The following is a 24,806-nucleotide window of genomic DNA, read 5'->3' on the forward strand; positions in this document are numbered from 1 at the left end:
GCAACGGTAAACGACGCGGGCCCGGCGGCGTCGTTTCTCAGCGGCGGCGGCGGAAGGTCGCGACGTTCTCCGGCAGCGGCTCGAGCCCGGCCGCGGTGCAGGTCAGCTGGGACCAGGCGAGCAGATGGGGCCCCAGATCGGTGGTGGCCGGCGTCCACGACGCGCGGATCTCGATCTCGACCTCGCCGGAGCGCAGCTCGAGTCCGCCGAAGGTCTCCGACAGCACGCGGGTGACGGTCCCGGAGAGGTGGTGGAAGCCGGCGCCGGTGTCGGTCAGGGCGTCCGTGAGCCACGACCAGCCGACCTCACCCAGCAACGGGTCCTGCCCGACCTCGTCCTCCAGCCGGGCCTTGGCAAGGACGATGACCCGGAAGGTGCCGTGCCACGCGTCCTGGCCCGCGGGGTCGTGCAGCACCACGAACCGGCCGTGACCCAGCAGCGCGTCGGGGTCCATGGTGCGGGGCTCCGCGTTGACCTCCCCGGTCAGGGCGAGCGCATAGGGGGCGATGCGGGTCGGGGGCGGGACCTCTTCCAGCCGCAGCTCGGGGCGCAGGCGATGGCCCCGCAAGCTCGTGAGCGCGGCCTGGAAGTCCGGCGGTGCCACCGCCTCGTCAGGGGTCACTCCCACAGGTTAGGCATCTCACACCCCAGGCGGTCGCCGTGCCACGCCGATGGAGCGCCGCACTATGCTCGCCGGGACCGCCGAGAGGAGAACGCCGCGTGCCGAGCCCCGCAGACCGTGTGGACGTCCGTCCCGTCATCCTCGGCGGGGACATCGGGGCCTACGCGACGGCACGGACCTTCCACCAGACGTACGGCGTCCGCGCGGTCGTGCTGGCCGGGGTGCGGACCTGGCAGGTGGCCCGCTCGGTGGCCGTGGACCACCGGATCGTGCCCGGCCTCGGGCAGGACCCGGGCGTGGTGGTGGACTCGGTGCGCGCGGTGGTGGCCGAACGGCCCGACGCGGTGCACCTGCTGCTGGGCAGCGCGGACTGGTACGTCGAGGAGCTGGTGAGCCGGCGGATGCAGCTCGAGGGCCTGCCGGGCCGTGTGGTGGTGCCCTACGCCCACGACGCGGCCATGGCCAGGGTCGCTGACAAGGGTTCCTTCACCGCACTGTGCCGAGAGCTCGACGTGCCCGTCCCACGGACCGCCGTCATCCGCGCGGCGGACGGTCCGGACGCCGCGGGTGAGCTGCGCTTCCCGGTGGTGGTCAAGGCCGCCTCGACCACCGCCTACCACGCCGTGACTTTTCCCGGGCAGCGGAAGGTGGACCGTGCCGCGGACCCACCGGAGCTGGCGAGGATCCTGCAGCGGGTGGCCGGCGCGGGGTTCGCGGGCGACCTGCTGGTCCAGGAGGAGATCCCGGGCGGCGACCACGAGATGGCGGCCGTCAACCTGTTCTTCGACGCCGACGGCACGTGGCGCTTCGCGCAGTACGGTCGCGTGCTGCTCGAGGAGCACACGCCGGGCGCACTGGGCAACTCGGTGGCACAGGTCACCGGGTCGCACCCGGAGGCCGTCGACCAGGCGCGGCGCGTGCTCGAGCACGTGGGCTGGCGCGGATTCGCGAACGTCGACCTCAAGCGGGACCCACGCGACGGCATCCACCGTTTCCTCGAGGTCAACCCGCGGGTGGGCCGCTCCGGGTACGCGGTAACCGCGGCGGGGTACGACGTCGCCCGGATGTACGTCGACGGCTTCGTCTCGCCGGACGGCGGCCCGGGGGGACCGGGTGTGGTCGGCACCAACGAGCATCTCTTCCACGTGGTCCCGCTGCCGCTGGTACGCCGCTACGCCACCGCGCAGGACGCCGGGCTCGTGCGCCGGCTCGCGAGGGAGGGGCGTGCGACCAACCCGCTGCTCTACCGGGCGGAGCGTGACCCGCGGCGGTGGGCCGCGATCGCGGCGGCGCAGGTCAACCAGGTACGGAAGTTCGCCCGGTTCCACCCGGGTCCGCAGGCGTCCTGAGGCCGCGTCAGGGCCGGCGTCGCAGGACGGCGACGCCCGGTGCCGGGAACCGCACGCGGCCGGGGAGCAGCCGTGGCTCGTCGTTCCACGTCAGCACGGCCTCCGCGGCGGACGTCGGGACCTCGACGTCGCCCCGCAGCGCGAGCACGACGTCGAGCCCGCCGCGGCGCAGCACCAGCCATCCGTCACCGGGCTCGACGGTCGTGGCCGTGCGGTCCCCGGAGGCGATGTCCGGCTCGGCATGCCGCAACGCGACCAGGGACCGGTACAGCTCCAGGAGGGCGGCGTGGGGCTCCCGGTCCGGCTCGCCCCAGTCGAGCCGGGAGGCGCGGAACGTCTCGGGGGCCTGCGGGTCGGGAACCTCGATGTCGTGCCCGTACAGCTCGGCCCAGCCGTGCGTGCCGAACTCACGGGTGCGGCCCTCCCGGACTGCCTCGCCGAGGCCGGGCTCATGGTCCGTGAAGTACTGGAACGGCGTGGTCGCGCCCCACTCCTCGCCCATGAAGAGCATCGGCGTGCCGGTCCCGAGCAGCACGACGGCGGCAGCGACCGCGAGCAGGCCGGGCTCCAGGGCCCGGCTGGGCCGGTCCCCGAGCGCACGGTTGCCGACCTGGTCGTGGTTCTGCGAGAAGACGACGAACCGTCGCCCGTCGACGTCCTCGGGCACCGGGGCGCCCCAGGTCTGCTCCCGGAAGGTCGAGTAGGTGCCGTCGTGCACGAACACGTCGGTGAGGGCCTTGGCGAGAGTGGCGACGTCGCCGAAGTCGGCGTAGTAGCCCTGCCGCTCGCCAGTGAGCAGGGCGTGCAGAGCATGGTGCACGTCGTCGTCCCACTGTGCCGTCATGCCGCGGCCGCCCTCGGCGGTCGGGGTGACCATGACGGGGTCGTTGAGGTCGGACTCCGCGACGAGCGACAGCGGCCTGCCCACCTCGCGGCCCAGCGCGTCGACCGCGTCGGCGAGCTCGGCGAGCAGGTGGCGGGGCGAGTCGTCCACGAGCGCGTGGACGGCGTCGAGCCGGAGCGCGTCGAGGTGGAAGTCCCGGAACCAGCGCAGGGCGTTGTCGATGACGAACCGCCGCACCTCGGTGACGCCCAGGTCGACGGCGGCGCCCCACGGCGTGTGGTGCCGCTCGGTGAAGTACGGACCGAACTCGGCCAGGTAGTTCCCGTCGGGGCCGAGGTGGTTGTAGACGACGTCCAGGCACACCGCCACCCCCCGGGCATGGGCGGCGTCGACGAACCGCTGGAGCGCGGCCGGCCCGCCGTACGCGTCCTGCACCGCGTAGAGCGCCACGCCGTCATAGCCCCAGCCCCGCTCGCCCGGGAACGCGGCCACCGGCATGAGCTCGACCATGTCGATGCCGAGCCGGACCAGGTGGTCCAGCCTCCCGACGGCGGCGTCGAGCGTGCCCTCGGGTGTGAACGTGCCGACGTGCAGCTCGTACACCACGGAGCCCAGCACGGACCGGCCGGCCCATCCGCCGTCCGACCAGGCGTGCCCGCCGGCATCGAACGTGCGTGACATGCCGTGCACGCCGTGCGGCTGCCAGGGGCTGCGGGGGTCGGGGCGGGGCGGTCCGCCGTCGAGCGAGAAGGCGTAGTCCGTACCGGACGGCAGCGGCTCGGGCGCGGCCCACCAGCCGGCGTCCTCGGCGGTCATCGGCACGGGCGGCCGGCCCTCGAGGACCAGGTCCACGGCCGAGGCGTGCGGCGCCCAGACGCGCACCGGGCCGGTCAGGTTCGCGCTGGGTTCGTTCATCTCGCTTCCTCGGCTCCGCTGCGGGCAGATCTCGTTCCTCGCCCTATCCTCCGCTGCGCCGTCGTCAGCTCGAGCAGAGCGACCGGTGACGGTCCCAGCAGCTCCTCGAGCCGGGTGGAGCCGCCGTCGTGCACCGCGCCGGTGAGCGCGTCGCGCCAGCTGCCGTCCGGCAGCACGACGGTCGCATCTGCGGGGGTCCGGTCGGCGAGCCGGGTCGCGACGGCCACCACCCGCGGGCCGGTCCGGTCCGACCGGGCCAGGGCGACGGCGTGCCCGGTCGTCGTCGGCAGCGGCTGGTATCCGGCGTCCGGCCCGACGAACGAGTCCGGGTGGGTGCGGCGCAGCCGCAGCGCGGCGGCGGTGAGCCGGAGCTTCTCCTCGTCCAGGCCGGCGGGTGCGCGTCCGGCGTCGAGCTCGACCAGCGTGGCGGCCAGGCCGCCGAGGTCGACCGGGCGGCGGTTGTCCGGGTCCACCAGGGACGTGGTGGTGACCTCGGTGCCCTGGTAGACGTCGGCGACGCCCGGGACGGTGAGGTGCAGCAGGGTGGTGCCCAGGACGGTGCGCCGGACGGCGTCCGCGGTGCGTGCCACCCAGCGAGCGAAGATCTCGGAGACCTCCGGATGGGTCAGGAGTGCCGTGGCGTACGCCGTCATGGCGGCCTCACGGGCCTCGTCGGTGGCGGTCCACGTGGTCCACGACTTCTGCTCGCGGGCGGCCTTGACCAGGTAGCCGGTCAGCCGGTCCGCGGCGATCGGGCCCGCGCCGGTCCAGGTTCCGGCGAGGATCTGCCAGAGCAGGTTCTCGGTGCGGCCGTCGAGGTCGGCGGGGCGCAGGTCCGCGGTCGCCGCGCGCAGCCGGTGGACCGTCTCGACCCACTCCTCGGCGTAGGCGGCGAGCACGCCGATCCGGGAGCGCACGTCCGCGCTGCGCTTGGTGTCGTGCGTGGAGCCGGCGACCATCGTGGCGGGCCACTGCGCCTGGGTATGGGCGGCCCATGCGTGCAGCTCGTCAGGGTCCACGCCGAACCGCGTCGGGTCCCCGCCGACCTCGCACAGGCTCACCAGGTGGGTCCAGCGGTAGAACGCGGTGTCCTCGACCCCCTTCGCGGTCACGGCGCCGCACACCTGCTGGAAGCGAACCATCAGCTCCGCGCGGCGCGTCTCCTCCGTCCGGCCGGCGCTGCCGGCCTCCCGGCCCAGCAGGAGGTCGACGACGACGGCCAGCGTGTCGTGCCGGTCCGGTTCGAGGTGCCCGCGGGCGACGTCCGCGGTCTCCCGGAGCAGCCGCTCGGCGCTCGGCGGCGGATCCTCGCCGGGCACGACGTAGGCCCGGTACCGGGGGAAGGCGACGACGAGCTCGACCACGCAGTCCTGGAGCGAGCGGAAGGTGTGGTCCCGCAGGCGGATGTCCGCCCGGCAGATCTCGGCCAGGAGCGTGGTGAGCCGGTGGATCTCGGCGTAGAGGGAGGTGCTGACGATCTGCCGCTTGGCGGCCTCCACCACGCGGGCCAGGTCCGCCGGGTCGCCCGTCAGGTCCTGCATGAGTCCCGCGAGGGGCACGGCCCCGGCCGGGTCGACGTGCAACGCGTGGAGCCGCCATGCGGCGTCGTAGCCCGTGGTGCCTGCGACGGGCCAGTCGTCCGGCAGCTCCTCCTCACTCTCGAGGATCTTCTCCGCGGCGATCCACGCACCGCCGGTGGCCTCGTGGAGGCGACGCAGGTAGCCGCGCGGGTCGGCCAGCCCGTCGGGGTGGTCGATGCGGAAGGCGTCGACGTGCCCGGCGTGGAAGAGATCCAGCAGCAGGGCGTGCGTCGCGTCGAAGACCTCGGGGTCCTCGACGCGGATGGCGGCGAGACTCCCGACGTCGAAGAAGCGGCGGTAGTTGAGCTCCTCGTCCGCGACCCGCCAGTACGCCAGCCGGTAGTGCTGCCGCTCGACGAGGTCGGCGAGGGGCAGCTGCTCGGTGCCGGCCCGCACGGGGAAGGCGTGCTCGTAGTAGCGCAGGACGGGCTGCTCGCCGGCGTCCTCCTCGCCGGGGACGACGGCGGTGGTGAGGGTGAGCTCCCCGGAGGCCAGGACGTCGCCGATCCGGGAGCCGAGGACCGGCATGAGGAGGCCCTCGCCGGCGTCGTCGAGGTCGACGTCGAACCAGCCGGAGTACGGCGAGCCGGGGCCGTCCTTGAGCACCGACCACAGGGCGCGGTTGTGCCAGGCCGGGGCGGGGACGGCCATGTGGTTCGGGACGACGTCGACGACGACGCCCATCCCGCGGGCGTGCGCGGCGGCGGCGAGCGACTCCAGGGCCGGTCGTCCGCCGAGCACCTCGCTCACCCGGGTGTGGTCCACCACGTCGTAGCCGTGCGTGGAGCCCGGAGCGGCCTGGAGCACGGGGGAGAGGTAGAGGTCGGTCACGCCGAGGGTCTCGAGGTAGGGCAGATGGCGCTCGACGTCGGCGAACGTGAGGTCCGGACCGAGCTGCAGGCGGTAGGTGGTGACGGGCAGACGCCGCCCCGGTCCGGGCAGGTGCGCCGTCGCGGGCCCCTGGTCGCTCATGCCTCGTCCTCCGGGCTGCGCAGCAGCACCATGACGGAACGACCCTCCACCGTGACGGTCTCCCCGGCACCGAGGTCCCGGTCGCCGTCGTCCGGGTCGGAGGTGTCGACGGCGACGGTCCAGGTCTCCCCGTACTCCTCGCTCGGCACGGTGAACTCCTGCGGCTCCGCGTCGGCGTTGAGGAGCGCGAGGATGGAGTCGCCGACGATGCGCTCCCCGCGCTCGTCCGGTTCCGGGATCGCCTCACCGTTGAGGAACAGCATGATGGAGCGGGCGTACCAGGTGTCCCAGTCCTCCTCGTCCATGTGCTCCGCGGACGGCGTGAACCACTCGATGTCGCCGATCTCGGACTCACCGCCGTGCTCGGGCGCGCCGGCGAAGAAGCGCCGGCGGCGCAGCACCGGCTGCTCCTTGCGCAGCGCGATGAGCCGTCGGGTGAACGCGAGGAGATCGGCGCGCTCGTCATCGCCGTCGTTCGAGTCCAGGTCCCAGTCCACCCAGGAGAGCTCGTTGTCCTGGCAGTAGGTGTTGTTGTTGCCCTGCTGCGTCCGGCCCATCTCGTCGCCGTGGCAGATCATCGGCACGCCCTGGCTCAGCAGCAGCGTGGTGAGGAAGTTCCGCTGCTGGCGTGCCCGCAGCTCGTTGACCTCGGCGTCGTCGGTGGGGCCCTCGACGCCGCAGTTCCAGGACCGGTTGTGGGACTCGCCGTCGTTGCCGTCCTCGCCGTTGGCCTCGTTGTGCTTCTCGTTGTAGGAGACCAGGTCCCGGAGGGTGAAGCCGTCGTGCGCGGTGACGAAGTTGATCGACGCGACCGGCCGGCGGCCGCTGTGCTCGTACAGGTCGGCGGAGCCGGCGATCCGGCTGGCGAGCTCGCCGAGCGTGGACGGCTCGCCCCGCCAGAAGTCGCGGACGGTGTCGCGGTACTTGCCGTTCCACTCCGTCCACAGCGGCGGGAAGCCCCCGACCTGGTAGCCGCCCGGCCCGACGTCCCACGGCTCGGCGATGAGCTTGACCCGGTTGATGATCGGGTCCTGCTGGATGATGTCGAAGAACGCGGACAGCCGGTCGACCTCGTGCAGCTCCCGGGCGAGTGTGGAGGCCAGGTCGAAGCGGAAACCGTCGACGCGCATCTCCTGGATCCAGTACCGCAGCGAGTCCATGATCATCTGGAGCGTGTGCGGGGAGCGCATGAGCAGCGAGTTCCCGGTGCCCGTGGTGTCGAAGTAGTGGGCCTCGTCCCCGTCGACGAGCCGGTAGTACGAGGCGTTGTCGATGCCGCGGAAGGACAGGGTCGGCCCGAGATGGTTGCCCTCGGCCGTGTGGTTGTAGACGACGTCGAGGATGACCTCGATGCCGGCCTCGTGGAGGGCCTTGACCATGGTCTTGAACTCCTCGACCTGCTCCCCGCGGGTGCCGAAGGCGGCGTACCCGTTGTGCGGCGCGAAGAAGCCGATCGAGTTATATCCCCAGTAGTTGCTGAGCCCCCGCTCCTGCAGGTGCGGGTCGTTGACGAACTGGTGCACCGGCATGAGCTCGATCGCGGTGACGCCGAGGGTCGTGAGGTGCTCGATGATCGCCGGGTGCGCGACGCCGGCGTAGGTGCCGCGCAGCTCCTCGGGCAGGTCGGGGGCCAGCTGGGTGAGGCCCTTGACGTGAGCCTCGTAGATGACCGAGTCGTGGTACTCGTGGTTCGGCGGCCGGTCGTAGCCCCAGTCGAAGAACGGGTTGATCACCACCGAGACCATCGTGTGGTCCGCCGAGTCGTCGGTGTTCCGCTTCGCCGGGTCCTCGAAGGCGTAGGAGTAGAGCGAGGGGTGGCCGTCGATCTGCCCGTCGACGGCCTTGGCGTAGGGGTCCAGGAGCAGCTTGGACGGGTCGCACCGGTGGCCCGACGCCGGGTCGTACGGCCCGTGGACCCGGTACCCGTACCGCTGGCCGGGGCGCACGGACGGGAGGTAGCCGTGCCAGACGTGCGCGTCGACCTCGGTCAGGTCGACCCGCTCCTCCGCCGCGCCGTCCTCGTCAGGGTCTGGGAGCAGGCACAGCTCCACCCGCTCGGCCACGGAGGAGTAGAGGGCGAAGTTGGTGCCGGAGCCGTCGAAGGTGGCGCCCATCGGGTAGGGGCGGCCGGGCCAGATCTGCATGGTGGATAGGTTCGCACGTCCTGGCCCGGGCGGCGCGGTCGGTCCGGGTGTCCCGCACGGCCCGGGGAGGCGACGCCGAGCGGGGCAGCGCCCGCGTGCGCCGTCGTCCACAGTGCATACGGCAGCGTCGACGGGCCGTTGTGCGCGGAGCGTGGCGCCGCTAGTTTCCCGGCGTGCACACCTCGGCCGGCGAGGTCCGGCGTACGGCCCTCATCACGGGCGGCTCAGGAGGCCTGGGCCAGGCGACCGCGCAGGCGCTGCTGGCCCACGGCGGCTGGGACGTCATCGTCACGGGACGGGACGAGACCACGCTCGCCGCCGCCGCCGACCGGCTGGGGAAGCGTGCGACGGGACGCCGGCTCGACCTGGGATCGCTGGCCGAGGTCCGTGACTTCGCACGGGACCTGCCGTCGCTGGATGCGCTGATCTGCAACGCCGGGCTGCACGTGGTGGGGATGCGCCGGACCCGGGACGGCGTCGAGGAGACGTTCGGCGTCAACCACCTCGCGCACTTCCTCCTGGTTCGGGAGGTGCTGCCGAGGATGCGTGCGCCCGGACGGGTCGTGCTCGTCACCAGCGCCACGCACGACCCGGCGCAGCGCACCGGCTTCCCGCCGCCGCGGTACACCAGCGCCCGGGCGTTGGCGTATCCCGAGCCGTCCGCGGAGAGCGCCCTGCGGGCCGGGCAGCGGCGGTACACCGTGTCGAAGCTGTGCGCGGTCCTGGCGACCTACGAGCTCGCCCGACGGGTCCCGCGTGAACAGGCGACGTTCGCGGCCTTCGACCCCGGCCAGATGCCCGGAACGGGACTGGCGCGGGACTACCCGGGCGTCCGTGGGCTGGCCTGGCGGTTCGTCATGCCGGCGCTGGTTCTCGTGCCCGGGATCAACCGGCACACGCCGCGGCGCTCGGCGGCGCGGCTGGCGCGGCTCGTCGTGGACCCGCACCTGACGGCCGTGACCGGGCGGTACTACTCGGACGGGCGTGAGGCGCGCTCGTCGGCCGAGTCGTACGACGCCGCGAAGGCGAAGGACCTGTGGGAGACGAGTGTCGGGCTCGTCGAGGAGATCCTGGGTACGTCCGACGGCGTGCCGGCGTCTCAGCCGTAGGACACGCAGCCCCAGCCGTCACCGTCGGCGTCGAGCCGGTGGTAGTCGGGCCGGTACACGCGCACCTTCCTGCGGATGTCGGAGCAGTCCAGGTCGGGGCCCGGCCTGTTCCAGGCCGCGTTCGCCTGAGGCCTCGACGAGCCGGTCGGGCGGATGTCGACGTCCGCGCGAGAGGGCCTGAGCGCCTGGATGTTCCGCGAGCCGCAGTACGTCGAGAGCGCCCGGTCGAGATCCCTGCGCTCGTTCCGGTCCACAGCAAGGTCCCAGCGCCACTTCACCGCGATCCAATGCTTCGTGTAGGTGCACCGGTAGGACCTCACGGACGGCATCCACCGGCCGGGCTCCCGGTCACCCTTTGCGCGATTCGAGGACGCCGAGACAGCGATGAGGGAGAACCGGTAACCCAGGTCGTTGGCGAAGTGCTGCCGCGTCCTGTCGGTCCATCGCCGTGCCCCCGATCCCCACGCCTCAGCGAGCGGGACCACGTGGTCGACGTCGAACGTCGAGGCGTTTCCCGTGACCCTGCCGTCGTACATCGAGCGCCACCGACCGCCGCTGAGCCGGCACGAGCTCGACACACGCGGCTTCCTCGACGCCTCCGAGATGAGCACCTCGTTCCGAGCGTGGCACCTGTCCCTGTCGGACGTGTCCACCCAGTGCCTGAACGCGGCGCGGTTGTAGCCGCTGTTCGTCTCAGACCGCACGTCGAGCTGATTCAGGAGGGTTCGGGCGCTGATCCCCCCGGCAGCCGACGCCGGTGAGACGTCTCCGGTCACGACGGGTACGACGATGGCTGTCAGGGCGAGTGAGGCGGCAGCCAGCAGGGTGGCGATCCGTCGCATGGGCGGTTCCGATCTTGAGGTGTGGCGAGCTGTGGCGCGCGAAAAGTAGCACCGGGACCGTCAGTCCACACCGGGATTGGCACCATGACGCAGCCCACAGTTCTTCGGCTGCTGGGTCGCGACCTGGCCCCGCCTGGCCCCGCCTGGCACCGCCGGGACGACAAAAGCCCCTGACCCGCGTTTCCGCTGGTCAGGGGCCTGTCTCGCGGTGGGCGATACTGGGATCGAACCAGTGACCTCCTCGGTGTGAACGAGGCGCTCTACCGCTGAGCCAATCGCCCTGGATGCGCTGATCTGCACGACGCGCGCGAGAAGCGATCCTACTAGGCCCGGGCACCGATCGTGAAACCGCCGGCACTGAGACGCCGGACACAGCCTCGCCTCACGGGTCGGGCGTCTCCAGGTGCCGGCGTGTGTAGATGTCAGCCACGGCCTCGGTCAGCGGCCCGGGCGTCAGCTCGCGCTCGTCGACGGCGACGATGGGGACCATGCCGCGGGTCGAGGAGGTCAGGGCCGCATGCTCCGCCTCCTTGAGCGCCTCGAGGGGCATGGCCTGCTCCCGCACGTCGATGCCCTCCTCGGTCGCCCACTCCATCACCACCGCGCGGGTGACCCCCGCGAGGCAGCCCGAGTCCAGCGGGGGCGTCAGGAGCATGCCGTCGCTCTCGACGAAGACGTTCGTGCCGGTGCCCTCGCACAGCTCGCCGCGGGTGTTGGCGAAGACGGCCTCGTCCGCACCACGCTCCTTCGCCCAGGCGAGCGCCTTGGCGTTCTCCCCGTACGACGTCGTCTTCAGCCCGGCGAGGGCGCCGCGCTCGTTCCGGGTGAACGGCACGATCGCGACGCGTACCGGGCGTGGTTCGCCCACCGGGCCCACGGCCACCACCAGCGTGCCCGGCCCCCAGGCGGCCTCGGAGCCCAGCGGCCCGGGTCCCGCGGTCCAGAGGATCCGTGCCCGCCCCAGGCCCGGCCCCCACTCCTCGGCAACCTCCTTCACCGCCCGGACGACCTCCTGGCGGTCCGGCACGGGGATGCCCAGGCCTGCCGCCGAGCGCTCCAGCCGGTCCAGATGACGGGTCAACGCGAACGGGACACCGTCGAGCAGCTCGCACGCCTCGAACACGCCGTCACCGACGGTCAGACCGTGGTCGTCCGCCCGCACGAGAGGCTCCGTGTGGTCCCGGATCGCGCCGTCGAACCACAGCACCACACGGTCGTCCAGAGGCATGCTCGAACTGTGTCATCCATCACCGCCGCGTGGCCAGCGAATGTTTGGACTCTGCGGTCGCGGTGGTTTAAAGTCTTGGACGTCCCAGAAGCCGTCAGGCACCTCGGGGACGCACGCGGATGTGGCTCAGTTGGTAGAGCATCACCTTGCCAAGGTGAGGGTCGCGGGTTCGAGTCCCGTCATCCGCTCGGAGGCACCCCACCCCCCGGTGGGTATCCCAGGGTGGCGTGGCCGAGAGGCGAGGCAGCGGCCTGCAAAGCCGTATACACGGGTTCGAATCCCGTCGCCACCTCTCGACGCAGGACCCGGGCGATTGGCGCAGCGGTAGCGCGCTTCCCTGACACGGAAGAGGTCACTGGTTCGATCCCAGTATCGCCCACCACCAGCCCCCTCCGTCCCGGCGGAGGGGGCTTTCGCGTCGGTAGGATCGACAGGCCGTCGTGCACGCTCGCCGGCGGCCCGACGAGAACCGCGAGGAGCGCACGTGTCCACCGAGCACATCCTGACCGTCGACGGCGTCGAGCAACGGGTCGCGGCCGGGACGACGGGCACGGAGCTCTTCGCCGACCGCAAGGACGTCGTCGCGCTCGAGGTCGACGGCGAGCTGAAGGACCTCGACACCGACCTGGGGGCCCTGCCCGAGGGCGCCGGCGTCGCCCCGGTGACCATCGACAGCCCGGCGGGCCTGGAGATCCTGCGGCACTCGACGGCGCACGTCCTGGCCCAGGCCGTCCAGCAGGTCCACCCGGACGCGAAGCTCGGGATCGGCCCACCGGTCACCGACGGCTTCTACTACGACTTCGACGTCGCCGACCCCTTCACCCCGGAGGACCTCAAGGCCCTCGAGAATGCCATGACCCGCATCGTCAAGGAGGGCCAGGCCTTCCGACGTCGCGTGGTGACCGAGGAGGAGGCGCGCGCCGAGCTGGCCGGCGAGCCCTACAAGCTCGAGCTGATCGGGCTCAAGGGTCCTGGTTCGGGCGACGGCGAGAGCGGCCCGCACGCGCAGGACGCGGAGGGCGCGTCCGTCGAGGTCGGCGGCGGCGAGCTGAGCATCTACGACAACGTCCGGCGCGGGGGAGAGGTCGCCTGGAAGGACCTGTGCCGCGGCCCGCACCTGCCCTCGACCCGCCTCATCGGCAACGGGTTCTCGCTCATGCGTGCCGCCGGGGCCTACTGGCGGGGGAGCGAGAAGAACCCCCAGCTGCAGCGGATCTACGGGACCGCCTGGCCCAGCAAGGAGGAGCTGCGCGCTCACCTCGAGCGGCTCGCGGAGGCCGAGCGGCGGGACCACCGGCGACTCGGTGCCGAGCTGGACCTCTTCTCGTTCCCGGACGAGATCGGGTCCGGGCTCCCCGTGTTCCACCCCAAGGGCGCGATGATCCGGATGGAGATGGAGGACTACTCCCGCCGTCGGCACGTCGAGGCCGGGTACTCCTTCGTCACCACCCCCCACATCACCAAGGCGAAGCTGTTCGAGACCTCCAGGCACCTGGAGTGGTACGCGGACGGGATGTACCCGCCGATGCACCTGGACGAGGTCCGTGACGCCGAGGGCAACGTCACCAAGGCCGGGCAGGACTACTACCTGAAGCCGATGAACTGCCCCATGCACAACCTGGTGTACGCCTCGCGGGGCAGGTCCTACCGCGAGCTCCCGCTGCGGCTCTTCGAGTTCGGGGCGGTCTACCGCTACGAGAAGTCCGGCGTGGTGCACGGCCTCACCCGTGCCCGCGGCTTCACGCAGGACGACGCGCACATCTACTGCACCCGCGAGCAGATGAAGGACGAGCTGTCCTCGCTGCTGACCTTCGTGCTGGACCTGCTGCGCGACTACGGCCTGGACGACTTCTACCTCGAGCTGTCCACCCGCGACCCCGAGAAGTCGGTCGGTGACGAGCAGACCTGGGAGGAGGCCACCCGGACGCTCGCCGAGGTGGCGGCCGACTCCGGTCTGGAGCTCGTCGACGACCCGGGTGGTGCGGCGTTCTACGGCCCGAAGATCTCCGTGCAGGCCAAGGACGCCATCGGCCGCACGTGGCAGCTGTCGACCATCCAGCTGGACTTCTTCGAGCCGGAGCTGTTCGAGCTCGAGTACACGGCGGCGGACGGCACCCGGCAGCGGCCGGTGATGATCCACCGCGCCCTCTTCGGGTCGATCGAGCGCTTCTTCGGCGTGCTCCTCGAGCACTATGCCGGCGCGTTCCCGGCCTGGCTCGCTCCCGTCCAGGTGGTCGGCGTCCCGGTGGCGGACGTCTTCGACGACTACCTGCGCGGCGTCCTCGACCAGCTGCGTGCCCACGGGGTGCGCGTCGAGCTGGACGACTCCGACGACCGGTTCGGCAAGAAGATCCGCAATGCGGCGAAGCAGAAGGTTCCGTTCGTCCTCATCGCGGGCGGTGAGGACGTGGACGCCGGTGCGGTGTCCTTCCGGTTCCGGGACGGCACCCAGCGCAACAGCGTCCCGGTCGAGGAGGCCGTGCAGGAGATCGTCCGAGCCATCGGAGCCCGGGAGCAGGTGTGAGCGCGAGGAGCCCCCGCGGAGGTACGCCGAGGGACGAGGTGTGCCGGAGCGAGGCGGCGGGCGACTTCCCGGGTGTCCCGGACGCGCTGCAGCGTCTCTGGACCCCGCACCGCATGGTGTACGTCGGGGGGCAGGACAAGCCGGCCGACGACGGTGAGGACGCCTGCCCGTTCTGCGCGACACCGGCCCGCGAGGATGCCGAGGGCCTCGTGGTGCACCGAGGCCGTTCCGCCTACGTCGTGCTCAACCTCTACCCGTACAACCCGGGCCACCTCCTGGTGTGCCCCTACCGCCACGTCGCGGACCTGACGGACCTCGAGGACGCCGAGCGTCACGAGATCACCGAGCTGACCACCACGGCCGTGCGCGTCGTGCGCACCGTCTCGGCGCCGCACGGGTTCAATCTGGGTATGAACCTCGGCCCGGTCGCGGGCGCGGGCATCGCCGCGCACCTGCACCAGCACGTGGTGCCCCGGTGGAGCGGAGACGCGAACTTCCTGCCCGTCGTCGCCCGCACCAAGGCGCTGCCGCAGGTGCTCGGCGAGACGCGGGACCTGCTCGCCCGGGCATGGGGCCAGCACGAGGGGACGACGCCGTAGTGCTCTCGACCAACGCACGGGGCCTGGCCGCGGCGCTCTTCGGCCCGGTGGCGCGGCTGCTGGTGCGGCTCGGCGTCAGCCCCGACCTCGTCACGGTCACCGGCACCGTCCTCACCGGCGTCGCGGCCCTGACCCTGCTGCCGACCGGCCACCTCGTCGCGGGAGCGTTGACCCTCGGTGTGCTCGTCGTCCTGGACAACCTCGACGGGCAGATGGCGCGGATGACCGGTCGTGAGTCGGCCTGGGGCGCGTTCCTCGACTCGACGATGGACCGGTTCGCCGATGCCGCGATCTTCGTCGGCATCACGGTCTGGGCGGTGCGGCACCTCGACGGCCCGCTGGCGGACGTGACCGCGGCACTCGGCCTGGCCTGCCTCGTCCTCGGCGGGATCGTCCCCTACGCCAAGGCACGTGCCGCGTCCCTCGGCATGCGCGCCGAGGGCGGCCTCGCCGAACGTGCGGACCGCCTCGTCGTCGTGCTGGTCGCCGTCCTGCTCGTCGGCCTCGGGCTGCCTCCGGTGGTGCTCACGGTCGCGCTCGGGCTGCTGACCGCCGCCAGTGCGTGGACCGTCCTCCAGCGCGTCCGCGCCGCGTACCGGCAGTCACGCGGACGGGGATCGGAATGAGGATCGACCTCGTCCGCGTCTTCCGCCTCGCCCGCGCGAGCGTCGAGAAGATGCCCGACCCCCTCGCCCGGGCGATCTTCGCCGCGGTTGCGGACGTGGCCTGGGCGACGGGTGCGAGCGGCGTCCCGCAGCTCGAGGCGAACCTCGCCAGGGTCCGCCCGGGCCTGGACCGGCGCCGGCTTCGCCGCCTCTCCCGCGCCGCGATGCGTGCCTACCTGCGCTACTACTGCGAGATGTTCCAGCTTCCGGGTCTGACCGCCGAGCAGGTCGCGGCACGGGTGCGGCTGATCGGGGACGGGGCGGTCCGCGCCGCCCTCGCCGACGGTGGGAGCGCCGTCGCGGCCCTCGGGCACTGCGGGAACTGGGATCTGGCCGGCGCGTTCGCGACTCGGGACCTGGCGCCCGTCCTGACCGTGGCCGAGGTGCTGGAGCCGGAGGCGATCTTCCGCGACTTCCTCGACTTCCGCACCGGACTGGGCATGACGATCATCCCGCTGGAGAAGGGTGGCGGGGTGTTCCGCCGGCTGTTGGGGCGCACCCGCTCGCACAACCACCTCGTGCCGCTGCTGGCCGATCGAGACCTGACCAGCACCGGCGTCGAGGTGGACCTGCTCGACCACCGTGCGCGCGTGGCCGCTGGTCCCGCCGCCCTGGCGATCGCCGCGGGTGTCCCGCTGTTCCCCGTGATGATCCGCCACGAGCGCCTCAGCGGACCGCGTCGGCGCGCCGCCGGCTCGCCCTGGGGCATCGTCATCCACTTCATGCCACCGGTGTACGACGGCGGACGCGACGGCGACGTCGCCACGGTCACCCAGCGCTGGGTGGACGCGCTCGGCGCCGAGATCCGGCGCAACCCGGCGGACTGGCACATGCTGCAGAAGGTCTTCCTGGCGGACCTCGACCCGGACCGGCTCCGGCCCGCCGCGGCCAGCAGCGTGGGGTCCGGCCCACCGGAGGCGGGCGCGGGACGGCCCGCGCCGGTCGTCCCGGAGGAGGGGTAGATGCGCGTCGGCCTGATCTGCCCGTACTCCTTCGACGCCTACGGCGGCGTGCAGCTGCACGTGCGCGACCTCGCCGAGGAGCTCATCCGGCGCGGGCACGACGTCAGCGTCATGGCGCCGGCCGAGGACTCCACGCCCGTGCCGGACTACGTGGTCCCCTCCGGCGGTTCCGTCGCGATCCCGTACAACGGCTCGGTCGCCCGTCTCACCTTCGGACCGGTGGTCGGCGGCCGCGTCCGGCGCTGGGTCGGGGACGGCCGGTTCGACCTCCTCCACCTCCACGAGCCGTTCATCCCGTCCCTCAGCATGCTGGCCCTGTGGGTGGCGGACGGTCCCGTCGTCGGCACCTTCCACACCTCGATGGAGCGGTCCCGCGCGCTCCGGGCGATCAGCCCGGTCGTCGGCCCCATGCTCGAGAAGGTCAGCGGACGCATCGCGGTCTCCTCGGAGGCCCGGCGCACCCTCGTGCAGCACCTGGGCGGAGACGCCGTCGTCGTGCCGAACGGCGTCTACGCGGACCACTTCGCCGACGCCGAGCCGGACCCGCGTTGGAGCGCGACGCCGGGCCGTCCCACGGTGGCCTTCCTCGGGCGCCTGGACGAGCCGCGCAAGGGCCTGCCCGTGCTGGCCGCGGCGATCCCGGAGGTCCTGACCCTCGTGCCCGGAGCCCGCTTCCTCGTCGCCGGGCGCGGGGATGCGTCCGAGGAGCGCGCCCTGCTGGCGCGGCACGGCGACGCCGTGACCTTCCTAGGCGGCATCAGCGACGAGGAGAAGCGGCGACTCTTCCGGTCGGTCGACGTCTACGTCGCGCCCCAGACCGGCGGTGAGAGCTTCGGCATCGTGCTGGTCGAGGCGATGGCGGCCGGCGCGCTCGTCGTCGCCTCCGACATCCCGGCGTTCCAGGCGGTGCTCGAGCAGGGGGCGCACGGCCGGCTCTTCCGCCGGGGCGACCCGCGCAGCCTCGCCCGGACCCTCGTGGAGGTCCTCACTCACCCTCAGGACGCGGCACCGCTGCGCAGCAGCGCCTCGACGGCGGTGCGCCGTTACGACTGGTCCGTGGTCACCACGCAGATCCTCCACGTCTACGACATGGTCATGCAGACGGCGCGGACCCCGGTCCGCGAGGATCCCCGCTCGCGGACGATGTACGGGCGCATCCGGGCCGCGGCGGAGCGACCATGGGTGTGACCGAGTGGGTCCTCGTGGCCCTGGTCGTCGCGATCGTCGCCGTCGTGCTGCTGTGGCGGCGGGCCGTCCGGCTCGACGTGCTGCACCGGACCGTCCTGCGATCGCGTACGACCCTCGAGACTCAGCTCACCCAACGCTCGGCGGCCGCACGCGAGCTGGCCGCCTCGGGTGCGCTGGATCCCGCCGAGGCCCTCCTCGTGACCGACGTGGCGCTCCGCGCCACGGACGCGGCGACCGCCGAGCTCGTGCCCGACGGTCTCGCCGGCCCGCCGAGCGACGCGGCGCTGGCGGGGCTCGCCGGCACCGGCGGGGACGAGCCCTCACCGGACCGCGGACTGCTCGAGAGCGAGCTCAGCCGCACCCTGCGTGCCGTCCTCGGTGGCTCGGAGGACAGGGAGTCGATCGCGGCGGACCCGCGCGTAACCGACATCCTGTCCCAGCTGCAGCAGTCCTGGTACCGACTCCAGCTGGCACGCCGCTTCCACAACTCGCACGTGGAGCAGGTGCGCAGGCTGCGTGACGACCCGGTGGTGCGGCTGTTCCGTCTCGCCGGCCGTGCGCCCATGCCCGAGCCCTTCGACATGGACGACGCGCTGCCGCAGGACTGAGGGCCGTCCAGCCCCAGCGTGGCGACCGCCCCGCTTGCGCCGACCCTCTACCCTGTGAGCCATGTCATCGCCCGGACCGCAGTCCTACGGCCCGCACGGTTACGGCCCGCAGAGCTACCCGGCCGCCCCGATGTGGCCGCAACCGAAGCCACGCAGCTCGCTCACCCTGCTGCTGGAGATCATCGGTATCGCACTGGGGCTCGCCGGTGCCCTGTACCTCGTCGCCTACGTGGCCAGCGCCACCGGAGTCGGCGCGACCGCGGTCTCCAGCATCCTGGCCCTATTCCCGCTGGCCGGCGTCATCGGTGCCGTGCTGTGGGTCGACCGGTGGGAGCCGGAGCCGAAGTGGCTGCTGGCGGCCGCGTTCGCGTGGGGCGCGGGCGTCTCGACGGCCGTGTCCCTGTGGCTCAACACGGCCTACTCCCAGAGCGTGTACAACCGGACCGGCGACGACGTGCTCGCGAACACGCTCGGGGCGGTCGTCGGCGCACCGCTGGTCGAGGAGAGCATCAAGTGTCTCGGGGTGCTGCTGATCTTCCTGCTCCGCCGGAAGTTCTTCGACGGCCCCGTCGACGGCATCGTGTACGCCGCCGTGGTGGCAGCCGGCTTCGCGTTCACCGAGAACATCCTCTACTTCGCCCAGAACAGCGCGGCGGGTGCGCTCGGGATGACGTTCGTGATGCGGGGCATCATGTCGCCCTTCGCCCACCTCATCTTCACCGCGGCCGCCGGGATCGCCCTCGGCTTCGCCTCCCGGTCGCGCAACAGCCTGACGTGGGTGTGGGCGTTCCCGATCGGCCTCGTGGGCGCCATGCTGCTGCACGCCGTGTGGAACGCCTCGGCATCGCTCGGCGGGGTCATGCTGGTGGCCTACTTCCTCTTCCAGGTGCCGCTCTTCGCCGCCGTCATCGTGCTGGTGGTGTGGCTCCGCAACGACGAGAAGGCGACCATCGGCAACCGGCTCTCCGAGTACGCCCAGGCCGGCTGGTTCGCCCCGCACGAGATCCAGATGCTCACGTCTCTGAAGGGCCGGAGGCTCGCGCGGTCCTGGGCGGGCGCACGCGGCGCCCGGGCCAAGGAGGCGATGAAGACCTTCCAGAAGCAGGCGACCGCGCTGGCGTACACGCGTCAGCGGGCGCTGACCGGACGCTACGACTTCGGGGTCCAACGGGACGAGCAGGAGCTGCTGGCCACCGTGAACCAGGCCCGAGCCGGATTCATGGGGGCGCCGGCCTGAGGGTCCGGCTCTCGGAACGCGCGTCGCCGGGACGAGCCGAGCGGTCGGAGCGACCTAGACTGAGTCTGCTCCCAGCCTGAGAGGTCCCCGTGTCCCAGAACGAGTCCGTCGCGAGCACGTCCGGCCCCCGCCAGGGCACCACCCTGGTCAAGCGGGGTATGGCCGAGATGCTCAAGGGCGGCGTCATCATGGACGTCGTCACGCCCGAGCAGGCGAAGATCGCCGAGGACGCCGGCGCCGTCGCGGTCATGGCGCTGGAGCGGGTGCCCGCGGACATCCGCGCCCAGGGCGGTGTGTCGCGCATGAGCGACCCCGACATGATCCAGGGCATCATCGACGCGGTCTCCATCCCGGTGATGGCCAAGGCCCGTATCGGGCACTTCGTGGAGGCGCAGGTCCTGCAGGCGCTCGGGGTGGACTACGTCGACGAGTCCGAGGTCCTCACCCCGGCCGACTACACCCACCACATCGACAAGTGGCAGTTCACGGTGCCGTTCGTGTGCGGTGCCACCAACCTCGGCGAGGCGCTGCGGCGCATCACCGAGGGGGCCGCCATGATCCGGTCCAAGGGTGAGGCCGGCACCGGTGACGTCTCGAACGCCACCACCCACATGCGGCGCATCCGGGACGAGATCCGGCGACTCCAGAACCTTCCCGCGGACGAGCTGTACGTGGCCGCCAAGGAGCTGCAGGCGCCTTACGAGCTGGTCCGCGAGGTCGCCGTCGCCGGCAAGCTGCCGGTCGTGCTGTTCACCGCGGGCGGCATCGCCACACCGGCGGACGCCGCGATGATGATGCAGCTCGGCGCCGAGGGCATCTTCGTCGGCTCGGGCATCTTCAAGTCCGGCGATCCGGCGCGCCGCGCCTCGGCCATCGTGCGAGCCACCACCTTCCACGACGACCCAGGGGTCGTCGCCGAGGTCTCCCGCGGGCTCGGGGAGGCCATGGTCGGCATCAACGTCGAGGCCTCGCCGGAGCCGGTCCGGCTCGCCGAGCGCGGCTGGTGACAGCGCGACGCTATATTCGCCTCGCCTCCGTGGCGGCCTTCGTCTTCTTCCTCAGGTCCCGCGTGAACAGGTAGTAGAGGCCTGCCATCAGGACGCAGAACCCGAGGATGAACGCCGTCACCTTGAGACTCTGGCTGTCCATCTCCTCCTCGGAGACGTCTCCGCCCAGGTAGAGCCTCTCCTCGTGCACGTCGTCTTCGATGTAGTTCACCGTGACCTCGTCGCCGGCCCTGACCGTGCTGTGGTCGCAGGCGTCGAGGCCGTGGTACTCGGTGCCGCCGATGGTGACCGTGAACTCACAGACCTCCGTGTCGCCGCTGTTCCTCGCGCCCTCGATGATGCGCTCTTCGGTGATCACTCCGGTGGCCTCGGCGTCGGCATCGGCACGGTCGTTGTTGCCGCTGATCCCCACGTAGACCAAGAAGGCGAGGACGCCGGCTCCGATCACGATCCCGAGCGTGATGCCCCAGACCTTGTGCTTGCGGCTGGTCATCCAGACCTCCCGCCCCGCCGTCCACCCTCGCGGGCTGCCGCGTCCAGGTCCTCCGCGATCGGCCCCGACGACACCGGCAGCACACTGATGTAGACCAGCAGCTGAAGCTGGGCGAGGACGACGACGAGCGGCAGCCGGGGGTCCCGCGCATGCCCGTTCCCGACGGGAGAGGCCGCAGCCCGGTCCGTAGCTCGCGTCATGTCGTCCGTTCACTGAGGAGGCGTTCCACCTCGCACCCTAGAGGCGCGACGGGGCGGACACCGCTCCTCGCGCCTGGACTACCCTGACGACCATGCAGGGACACCACGCGTCGCCCGCTGCCGAGCGCGGCTGGTGACCGCGCAGCAGCCCGGGTCCGGGCCCGGTACCACCAACCTCGGCGACGATTGGTCCGTCGGTCCCGACGGGCTCCGGGAGCGCCGCGCCGCCCGTGTGATTCTGCTCGACGACGCCGGCCGGGTGCTGCTCGTCCGCGGGCACGACGTGGACCAGCCGGAGCGGTCCTGGTGGTTCACCATCGGCGGCGGCGTCGACCCGGGCGAGAGCGAGCTGGACGCCGCGCTGCGTGAGCTGCGGGAGGAGGCCGGGCTCGAGCTCGAGGCCGCCGACCTGGTGGGCCCGGTGCTCACCCGCGCCGGCATCTTCCACTTCTACGCCGAGACGTGCCGACAGGACGAGGTGTTCTTCATGGCGCGCGTCCCGGACGGCGTCGAGCCGAACGACCGCGGCTGGACCGCGATCGAACGCGACGTGCTGGACGAGATGCGCTGGCTGAGCACTGACGAGCTGCGCACGCAGCCGCTGGAGTTCTTCCCGACCGCCCTCGCCGACGTGGTGGACAGCCTGCGGGACGGGTGGGATGGCACCGTGCGCCATCTTGGCACCGAGCACGACGACGAGCACGAGCGAGGAACGAGCGGAGTGCGAGGAGGCGGCGACGTCAAGCACGACGACGAGCCCAGCGGCCCCGAGGAGCTTGCCGAGTGAGCCGTCCCGAGATCGGGGTGCTCGCGCTGCAGGGCGACGTCCGGGAGCACATCGCGGCGCTCGAGGCCGCCGGGGCACGGGGCGTGCAGCTACGGCGCGAGCGCGAGCTGGACGCCGTCGACGCCGTCGTCCTGCCCGGCGGGGAGTCCACGACCATGGACAAGCTGCTTCGCGCGTTCGGCCTGGCCGCACCCCTGCGCGACCGACTGCGTGCGGGCATGCCCACGTTCGGCTCCTGCGCCGGCATGATCCTGCTTGCGGACCGCCTGGTGGACGCCCCGGCGGACCAGCGCACTCTCGGCGGCATCGACATGACGGTCCGCCGCAACGCCTTCGGCCGGCAGATCGAGTCCTTCGAGCAGCGGATGGACGCCCCCGACCTGGCCGGCGAGACGGCCGGTGCCCTGCGCGCGGTGTTCATCCGCGCGCCGTGGGTCGAGGAGGCCGGTCCCGGCGTCCAGGTCCTGGCGACCACAGCGGGCGGGACGCACCCGGGTAAGATCGTGGCGGTCCGCCAGGGCTCGCTCCTCGCGACCGCGTTCCACCCCGAGCTGGGGGATGATCCGCGGGTGCACCGGTTCTTCGTCCGGATGGTCCAGGAGAGCCGTCAGGGGCGGCAGCAGGTGCAGAGCAGTTAGCAACCGACGAAAGCACGAGCACGAACATGTCCGGTCACTCCAAGTGGGCCACCACCAAGCACAAGAAGGCCGCCGTCGACGCCAAGCGCGGCAAGCTCTTCGCGCGCCTCATCAAGAACATCGAGGTGGCGGCGCGCACCGGCGGCGGTGACCCCTCCGGCAACCCCACCCTGTACGACGCCATCCAGAAGGCGAAGAAGTCCTCGGTGCCGGCCACCAACATCGAGCGGGCGGTCAAGCGCGGCTCCGGCGAGGAGGCCGGCGGCGCCGACTACGAGACGATCATGTACGAGGGCTACGCCCCCGGCGGAGTCGCGGTCCTCGTGGAGTGCCTGACCGACAACCGCAACCGCGCAGCGTCCGACGTGCGCGTCGCGTTCACCCGGAACGGCGGCAACCTCGCCGACCCGGGCTCGGTCTCCTACCTCTTCAACCGGCGTGGCGTCGTCGTCGTGCCGAAGAACGACGGTCTGAGCGAGGACGACGTCCTGGCCGCCGTGCTCGACGCCGGCGCCGAGGAGGTCAACGACCTCGGCGAGTCCTTCGAGATCCTCTCCGCGGCCAGCGACGTCGTCGACGTCCGGACGGCTCTGCAGGACTCGGGCCTCGACTACGACTCCGCGGAGGCGCAGTTCGTCCCCTCCATGGAGGTCGAGGTGGACGTCGAGGGCGCGAAGAAGGTGTTCCGCCTGGTCGAGGCGCTCGAGGACAGCGACGACGTCCAGAACGTCTTCTCGAACGTCAACGTCTCCGACGAGGTCATGGCTGAGCTGGACGCGGAGGACTGACGAGCGCGAGCGAGGGACGAGCGGAGTGCGAGGAAGTCCGACCAGAAGGCGCGTGGACTGACGAGCGCGAGCGAGGGACGAGCGGAGTGCGAGGAAGTCCGACCAGAAGGCGCGTGGACTGACGTCTGCTCCGCTGGGTGGTCGTCACGCGGCCCGGCTGCGGGCGCACCGGCGCCGCCTCCACCGCCTGGGCCGCGGCGGGTGCGAAAGTGGGCTCGTGCGGATTCTTGGTGTCGACCCCGGGCTGACGCGGTGCGGCCTGGGCGCGGTCGACGCCGCGAGCGGGCGGCGGGTGAGCCTGGTCGAGGTCGGGGTGGTGCGCAGCGCCGCGGACCTCTCGCCGCACCTGCGCCTGCTCGCAGTGGCCGAGGCGCTGGACGACTGGCTGGCACGGCTGCGGCCGGACGTGGTCGCGGTGGAGCGGGTCTTCGCCCAGGCGAACGTCCGCAGCGTGACCGGGACGTCACAGGTCGCGGGCGTCGCGATGCTGGCGGCGGCGCGGGCGCACCTCCCGCTCGCGCTGCACACGCCGAGCGAGGTGAAGGCCGCGGTCACCGGCGACGGCCGGGCGGAGAAGGCCCAGGTCCAGGAGATGGTGCGCCGGATCCTGCGGCTCGAGGAGCGTCCCCGTCCCGCCGACGCCGCCGACGCGCTCGCGCTGGCCATCTGCCACGCGTGGCGGGGCGGGGGATCGGGGTCGGCGGTGCGCGCCCAGTACGGCGGCGCGGACACGCTTCCGCGCGCCTCCGGCGCGGGCCTGACGTCTGCGCAGCGCGCATGGGCGGAGGCGGAGCGCTCGGCGCGCCGGGCCGGTGCCGTCGCACCCAGAGGGTAGGTTGACGCTCGTACAGGTGTTCGTGGCCTGCGGGCGAAGAGGGAGGCACTGCATGATCGCGTCAGTCACCGGGGTGGTCGAGTCCGTCGGACTGGACCATGCCGTCGTCACCGTCGGCGGCGTCGGGATGCTGGTGCACGCGACGCCCACGACCCTGGCGGGACTGAGCGTCGGCCGAGAGGCGAGGCTGGCGACCTCGCTGGTCGTGCGCGAGGACAGCATGACGCTGTTCGGCTTCTCCGACGACGACGAGCGCGGCGTCTTCGAGATCCTGCAGACGGTCTCGGGCATCGGTCCCCGCCTCGCCCTGGCCATGCTCGCGGTGCACACCCCGGACGGGCTGCGCCGTGCTGTCGCGGACGAGGACCTGGCGGCGCTGCAGCGGGTTCCCGGAATCGGGAAGAAGGGCGCCCAGCGCCTGGTCCTCGAGGTCGGGGAGAAACTGGGCCCGGCCTTCGGCGACGGCGCGCACACCCCGATGCCGGAGCAGTACTCCGGGTCCTCGGAGGTGGTCGATGCGCTCGTCCAGCTCGGGTGGAGCGAGAAGGTCGCCGCGGACGCGGTCGCCGCGGTGACCAACGACGGAGCGCCCGAGCCCGGAGACGTCTCCGCCGTGCTCCGCGCGGCGCTTCAGCGACTGGGAGGCAACGCACGTGTCTGAGGCGGACCT

The 24,806-nt window shown here is 72.1% G+C and carries 24 protein-coding genes and 4 tRNA genes; 19 read left to right on the forward strand and 9 right to left on the reverse strand.

Annotated elements, in window-relative coordinates:
* Positions 1-37: 37 nt before the first annotated feature.
* Positions 38-622: a DUF3000 domain-containing protein gene (locus ACFQQL_RS13440; RefSeq protein WP_382395179.1), complete on the reverse strand. Its 585-nt coding sequence runs from the start codon at positions 620-622 to the stop codon at positions 38-40.
* Between the two features lie 98 nt (positions 623-720).
* Between ACFQQL_RS13440 and ACFQQL_RS13445 the strand changes: the two genes are divergently transcribed.
* Positions 721-1,971 carry a carboxylate--amine ligase gene (locus ACFQQL_RS13445; protein WP_382395181.1) on the forward strand — a complete coding sequence of 417 codons (1,251 nt, stop codon included), beginning with the start codon at positions 721-723 and terminating at the stop codon, positions 1,969-1,971.
* Between the two features lie 7 nt (positions 1,972-1,978).
* Here ACFQQL_RS13445 and treZ read toward each other — a convergent pair whose 3' ends face one another.
* The 3 genes from treZ to glgX are packed head-to-tail and all read right to left on the reverse strand — an operon-like array spanning position 1,979 to position 8,426.
* Positions 1,979-3,730, reverse strand: coding sequence for a malto-oligosyltrehalose trehalohydrolase (gene treZ, locus ACFQQL_RS13450; RefSeq protein WP_382395183.1), 1,752 nt, complete (start codon positions 3,728-3,730; stop codon positions 1,979-1,981).
* Positions 3,727-6,282, reverse strand: a complete 2,556-nt coding sequence (gene treY / locus ACFQQL_RS13455; RefSeq protein ID WP_382395185.1) for a malto-oligosyltrehalose synthase — start codon at positions 6,280-6,282, stop codon at positions 3,727-3,729. Before treY ends, treZ begins: the two co-directional genes overlap by 4 nt.
* On the reverse strand, positions 6,279-8,426 hold the full coding sequence (gene glgX, locus ACFQQL_RS13460) for a glycogen debranching protein GlgX (RefSeq protein WP_382395187.1): 2,148 nt from the start codon (positions 8,424-8,426) through the stop codon (positions 6,279-6,281). The genes treY and glgX overlap by 4 nt, the downstream gene beginning before the upstream one ends.
* A 173-nt stretch (positions 8,427-8,599) precedes the next feature.
* On the opposite strand from glgX, the gene ACFQQL_RS13465 reads away from it, so the two are divergent.
* Positions 8,600-9,535, forward strand: a complete 936-nt coding sequence (locus tag ACFQQL_RS13465; RefSeq protein ID WP_382395189.1) for an SDR family NAD(P)-dependent oxidoreductase — start codon at positions 8,600-8,602, stop codon at positions 9,533-9,535.
* Here ACFQQL_RS13465 and ACFQQL_RS13470 read toward each other — a convergent pair.
* Entirely contained in the window at positions 9,526-10,071 is a 546-nt protein-coding gene (locus ACFQQL_RS13470; protein WP_382395191.1) for an HNH endonuclease family protein, read from the reverse strand. The two genes, ACFQQL_RS13465 and ACFQQL_RS13470, sit on opposite strands and share 10 nt — an antisense overlap.
* Here ACFQQL_RS13470 and ACFQQL_RS13475 point away from each other — a divergent pair.
* The gene (locus ACFQQL_RS13475) at positions 10,052-10,216 is read left to right on the forward strand and encodes a hypothetical protein (protein ID WP_382395193.1); all 165 of its coding nucleotides are present in this window, start codon (positions 10,052-10,054) and stop codon (positions 10,214-10,216) included. The genes ACFQQL_RS13470 and ACFQQL_RS13475 overlap by 20 nt on opposite strands.
* A 370-nt stretch (positions 10,217-10,586) precedes the next feature.
* Here the strand turns inward: ACFQQL_RS13475 and ACFQQL_RS13480 are convergent.
* Positions 10,587-10,658 (reverse strand) — tRNA-Val (locus ACFQQL_RS13480).
* A gap of 101 nt (positions 10,659-10,759) precedes the next feature.
* Positions 10,760-11,605 (reverse strand): aminotransferase class IV, encoded by an 846-nt coding sequence (locus ACFQQL_RS13485; protein ID WP_382395195.1) that lies wholly within the window; start codon positions 11,603-11,605, stop codon positions 10,760-10,762.
* A 115-nt stretch (positions 11,606-11,720) separates the two neighbouring features.
* On the opposite strand from ACFQQL_RS13485, the gene ACFQQL_RS13490 reads away from it, so the two are divergent.
* From ACFQQL_RS13490 to pdxS, 11 genes are all read left to right on the forward strand, one after another.
* Positions 11,721-11,793: transfer RNA gene (locus ACFQQL_RS13490), tRNA-Gly, on the forward strand.
* A 33-nt stretch (positions 11,794-11,826) separates the two neighbouring features.
* Positions 11,827-11,897 (forward strand) — tRNA-Cys (locus ACFQQL_RS13495).
* Between the two features lie 15 nt (positions 11,898-11,912).
* A tRNA-Val gene (locus tag ACFQQL_RS13500) sits at positions 11,913-11,987 on the forward strand.
* 102 nt (positions 11,988-12,089) lie between these two features.
* Positions 12,090-14,129, forward strand: a complete 2,040-nt coding sequence (thrS, locus tag ACFQQL_RS13505; RefSeq protein ID WP_382395197.1) for a threonine--tRNA ligase — start codon at positions 12,090-12,092, stop codon at positions 14,127-14,129.
* 38 nt (positions 14,130-14,167) lie between these two features.
* Positions 14,168-14,728, forward strand: a complete 561-nt coding sequence (locus ACFQQL_RS13510) for an HIT family protein (protein WP_465254058.1) — start codon at positions 14,168-14,170, stop codon at positions 14,726-14,728.
* Positions 14,728-15,354 carry a phosphatidylinositol phosphate synthase gene (pgsA, locus tag ACFQQL_RS13515; RefSeq protein WP_382395201.1) on the forward strand — a complete coding sequence of 209 codons (627 nt, stop codon included), beginning with the start codon at positions 14,728-14,730 and terminating at the stop codon, positions 15,352-15,354. Before ACFQQL_RS13510 ends, pgsA begins: the two co-directional genes overlap by 1 nt.
* Positions 15,351-16,355, forward strand: a complete 1,005-nt coding sequence (locus ACFQQL_RS13520) for a phosphatidylinositol mannoside acyltransferase (protein WP_382395203.1) — start codon at positions 15,351-15,353, stop codon at positions 16,353-16,355. Before pgsA ends, ACFQQL_RS13520 begins: the two co-directional genes overlap by 4 nt.
* Complete coding sequence (locus ACFQQL_RS13525) at positions 16,356-17,543, forward strand: glycosyltransferase family 4 protein (protein ID WP_382395205.1); 1,188 nt, start codon at positions 16,356-16,358, stop codon at positions 17,541-17,543. It abuts the gene before it with no gap.
* Entirely contained in the window at positions 17,534-18,151 is a 618-nt protein-coding gene (locus ACFQQL_RS13530; RefSeq protein WP_382395206.1) for a hypothetical protein, read from the forward strand. The genes ACFQQL_RS13525 and ACFQQL_RS13530 overlap by 10 nt, the downstream gene beginning before the upstream one ends.
* Before the next feature lie 61 nt (positions 18,152-18,212).
* The gene (locus tag ACFQQL_RS13535) at positions 18,213-19,388 is read left to right on the forward strand and encodes a PrsW family intramembrane metalloprotease (RefSeq protein WP_382395208.1); all 1,176 of its coding nucleotides are present in this window, start codon (positions 18,213-18,215) and stop codon (positions 19,386-19,388) included.
* Positions 19,389-19,477: 89 nt separating this feature from the next.
* Positions 19,478-20,395 (forward strand): pyridoxal 5'-phosphate synthase lyase subunit PdxS, encoded by a 918-nt coding sequence (gene pdxS / locus ACFQQL_RS13540; protein WP_382395210.1) that lies wholly within the window; start codon positions 19,478-19,480, stop codon positions 20,393-20,395.
* A 10-nt stretch (positions 20,396-20,405) separates the two neighbouring features.
* Here the strand turns inward: pdxS and ACFQQL_RS13545 are convergent, their stop codons facing one another.
* Both ACFQQL_RS13545 and ACFQQL_RS13550 read right to left on the reverse strand, forming a co-directional pair.
* Positions 20,406-20,888: a DUF3592 domain-containing protein gene (locus ACFQQL_RS13545; RefSeq protein WP_382395212.1), complete on the reverse strand. Its 483-nt coding sequence runs from the start codon at positions 20,886-20,888 to the stop codon at positions 20,406-20,408.
* Positions 20,885-21,088 (reverse strand): hypothetical protein, encoded by a 204-nt coding sequence (locus ACFQQL_RS13550; protein ID WP_382395214.1) that lies wholly within the window; start codon positions 21,086-21,088, stop codon positions 20,885-20,887. The genes ACFQQL_RS13545 and ACFQQL_RS13550 overlap by 4 nt, the downstream gene beginning before the upstream one ends.
* A 133-nt stretch (positions 21,089-21,221) precedes the next feature.
* On the opposite strand from ACFQQL_RS13550, the gene ACFQQL_RS13555 reads away from it, so the two are divergent.
* From ACFQQL_RS13555 to ruvA, 5 genes are all read left to right on the forward strand, one after another.
* Positions 21,222-21,875: an NUDIX hydrolase gene (locus ACFQQL_RS13555; protein ID WP_382395216.1), complete on the forward strand. Its 654-nt coding sequence runs from the start codon at positions 21,222-21,224 to the stop codon at positions 21,873-21,875.
* Positions 21,872-22,513, forward strand: a complete 642-nt coding sequence (pdxT, locus tag ACFQQL_RS13560) for a pyridoxal 5'-phosphate synthase glutaminase subunit PdxT (protein WP_382395218.1) — start codon at positions 21,872-21,874, stop codon at positions 22,511-22,513. The genes ACFQQL_RS13555 and pdxT overlap by 4 nt, the downstream gene beginning before the upstream one ends.
* 26 nt (positions 22,514-22,539) lie before the next feature.
* The gene (locus ACFQQL_RS13565; protein WP_382395220.1) at positions 22,540-23,301 is read left to right on the forward strand and encodes a YebC/PmpR family DNA-binding transcriptional regulator; all 762 of its coding nucleotides are present in this window, start codon (positions 22,540-22,542) and stop codon (positions 23,299-23,301) included.
* 217 nt (positions 23,302-23,518) lie between these two features.
* Positions 23,519-24,136 (forward strand): crossover junction endodeoxyribonuclease RuvC, encoded by a 618-nt coding sequence (gene ruvC, locus ACFQQL_RS13570; RefSeq protein WP_382395222.1) that lies wholly within the window; start codon positions 23,519-23,521, stop codon positions 24,134-24,136.
* 52 nt (positions 24,137-24,188) lie between these two features.
* Entirely contained in the window at positions 24,189-24,797 is a 609-nt protein-coding gene (gene ruvA / locus ACFQQL_RS13575; protein WP_382395224.1) for a Holliday junction branch migration protein RuvA, read from the forward strand.
* The last annotated feature ends 9 nt before the right edge of the window (positions 24,798-24,806 follow it).

Source organism: Georgenia alba (assembly GCF_042665525.1).
Classification (GTDB): Bacteria; Actinomycetota; Actinomycetes; order Actinomycetales; family Actinomycetaceae; genus Allobogoriella; species Allobogoriella alba.

What these genes read in the sequence shown, in the direction of transcription:
- ACFQQL_RS13520 (WP_382395203.1), top strand. Translation starts at nt 15,351, where the DNA reads ATGAGGATCGACCTCGTCCGCGTCTTCCGCCTCGCCCGCGCGAGCGTC.
- ACFQQL_RS13535 (WP_382395208.1), top strand. Translation starts at nt 18,213, where the DNA reads ATGTCATCGCCCGGACCGCAGTCCTACGGCCCGCACGGTTACGGCCCG.
- ACFQQL_RS13485 (WP_382395195.1), bottom strand. Translation starts at nt 11,605, where the DNA reads ATGCCTCTGGACGACCGTGTGGTGCTGTGGTTCGACGGCGCGATCCGG.
- treZ (WP_382395183.1), bottom strand. Translation starts at nt 3,730, where the DNA reads ATGAACGAACCCAGCGCGAACCTGACCGGCCCGGTGCGCGTCTGGGCG.
- ACFQQL_RS13550 (WP_382395214.1), bottom strand. Translation starts at nt 21,088, where the DNA reads ATGACGCGAGCTACGGACCGGGCTGCGGCCTCTCCCGTCGGGAACGGG.
- ACFQQL_RS13565 (WP_382395220.1), top strand. Translation starts at nt 22,540, where the DNA reads ATGTCCGGTCACTCCAAGTGGGCCACCACCAAGCACAAGAAGGCCGCC.
- ACFQQL_RS13525 (WP_382395205.1), top strand. Translation starts at nt 16,356, where the DNA reads ATGCGCGTCGGCCTGATCTGCCCGTACTCCTTCGACGCCTACGGCGGC.
- glgX (WP_382395187.1), bottom strand. Translation starts at nt 8,426, where the DNA reads ATGCAGATCTGGCCCGGCCGCCCCTACCCGATGGGCGCCACCTTCGAC.
- ruvA (WP_382395224.1), top strand. Translation starts at nt 24,189, where the DNA reads ATGATCGCGTCAGTCACCGGGGTGGTCGAGTCCGTCGGACTGGACCAT.
- ACFQQL_RS13470 (WP_382395191.1), bottom strand. Translation starts at nt 10,071, where the DNA reads ATGTACGACGGCAGGGTCACGGGAAACGCCTCGACGTTCGACGTCGAC.
- ACFQQL_RS13545 (WP_382395212.1), bottom strand. Translation starts at nt 20,888, where the DNA reads ATGACCAGCCGCAAGCACAAGGTCTGGGGCATCACGCTCGGGATCGTG.
- ACFQQL_RS13530 (WP_382395206.1), top strand. Translation starts at nt 17,534, where the DNA reads ATGGGTGTGACCGAGTGGGTCCTCGTGGCCCTGGTCGTCGCGATCGTC.
- treY (WP_382395185.1), bottom strand. Translation starts at nt 6,282, where the DNA reads ATGAGCGACCAGGGGCCCGCGACGGCGCACCTGCCCGGACCGGGGCGG.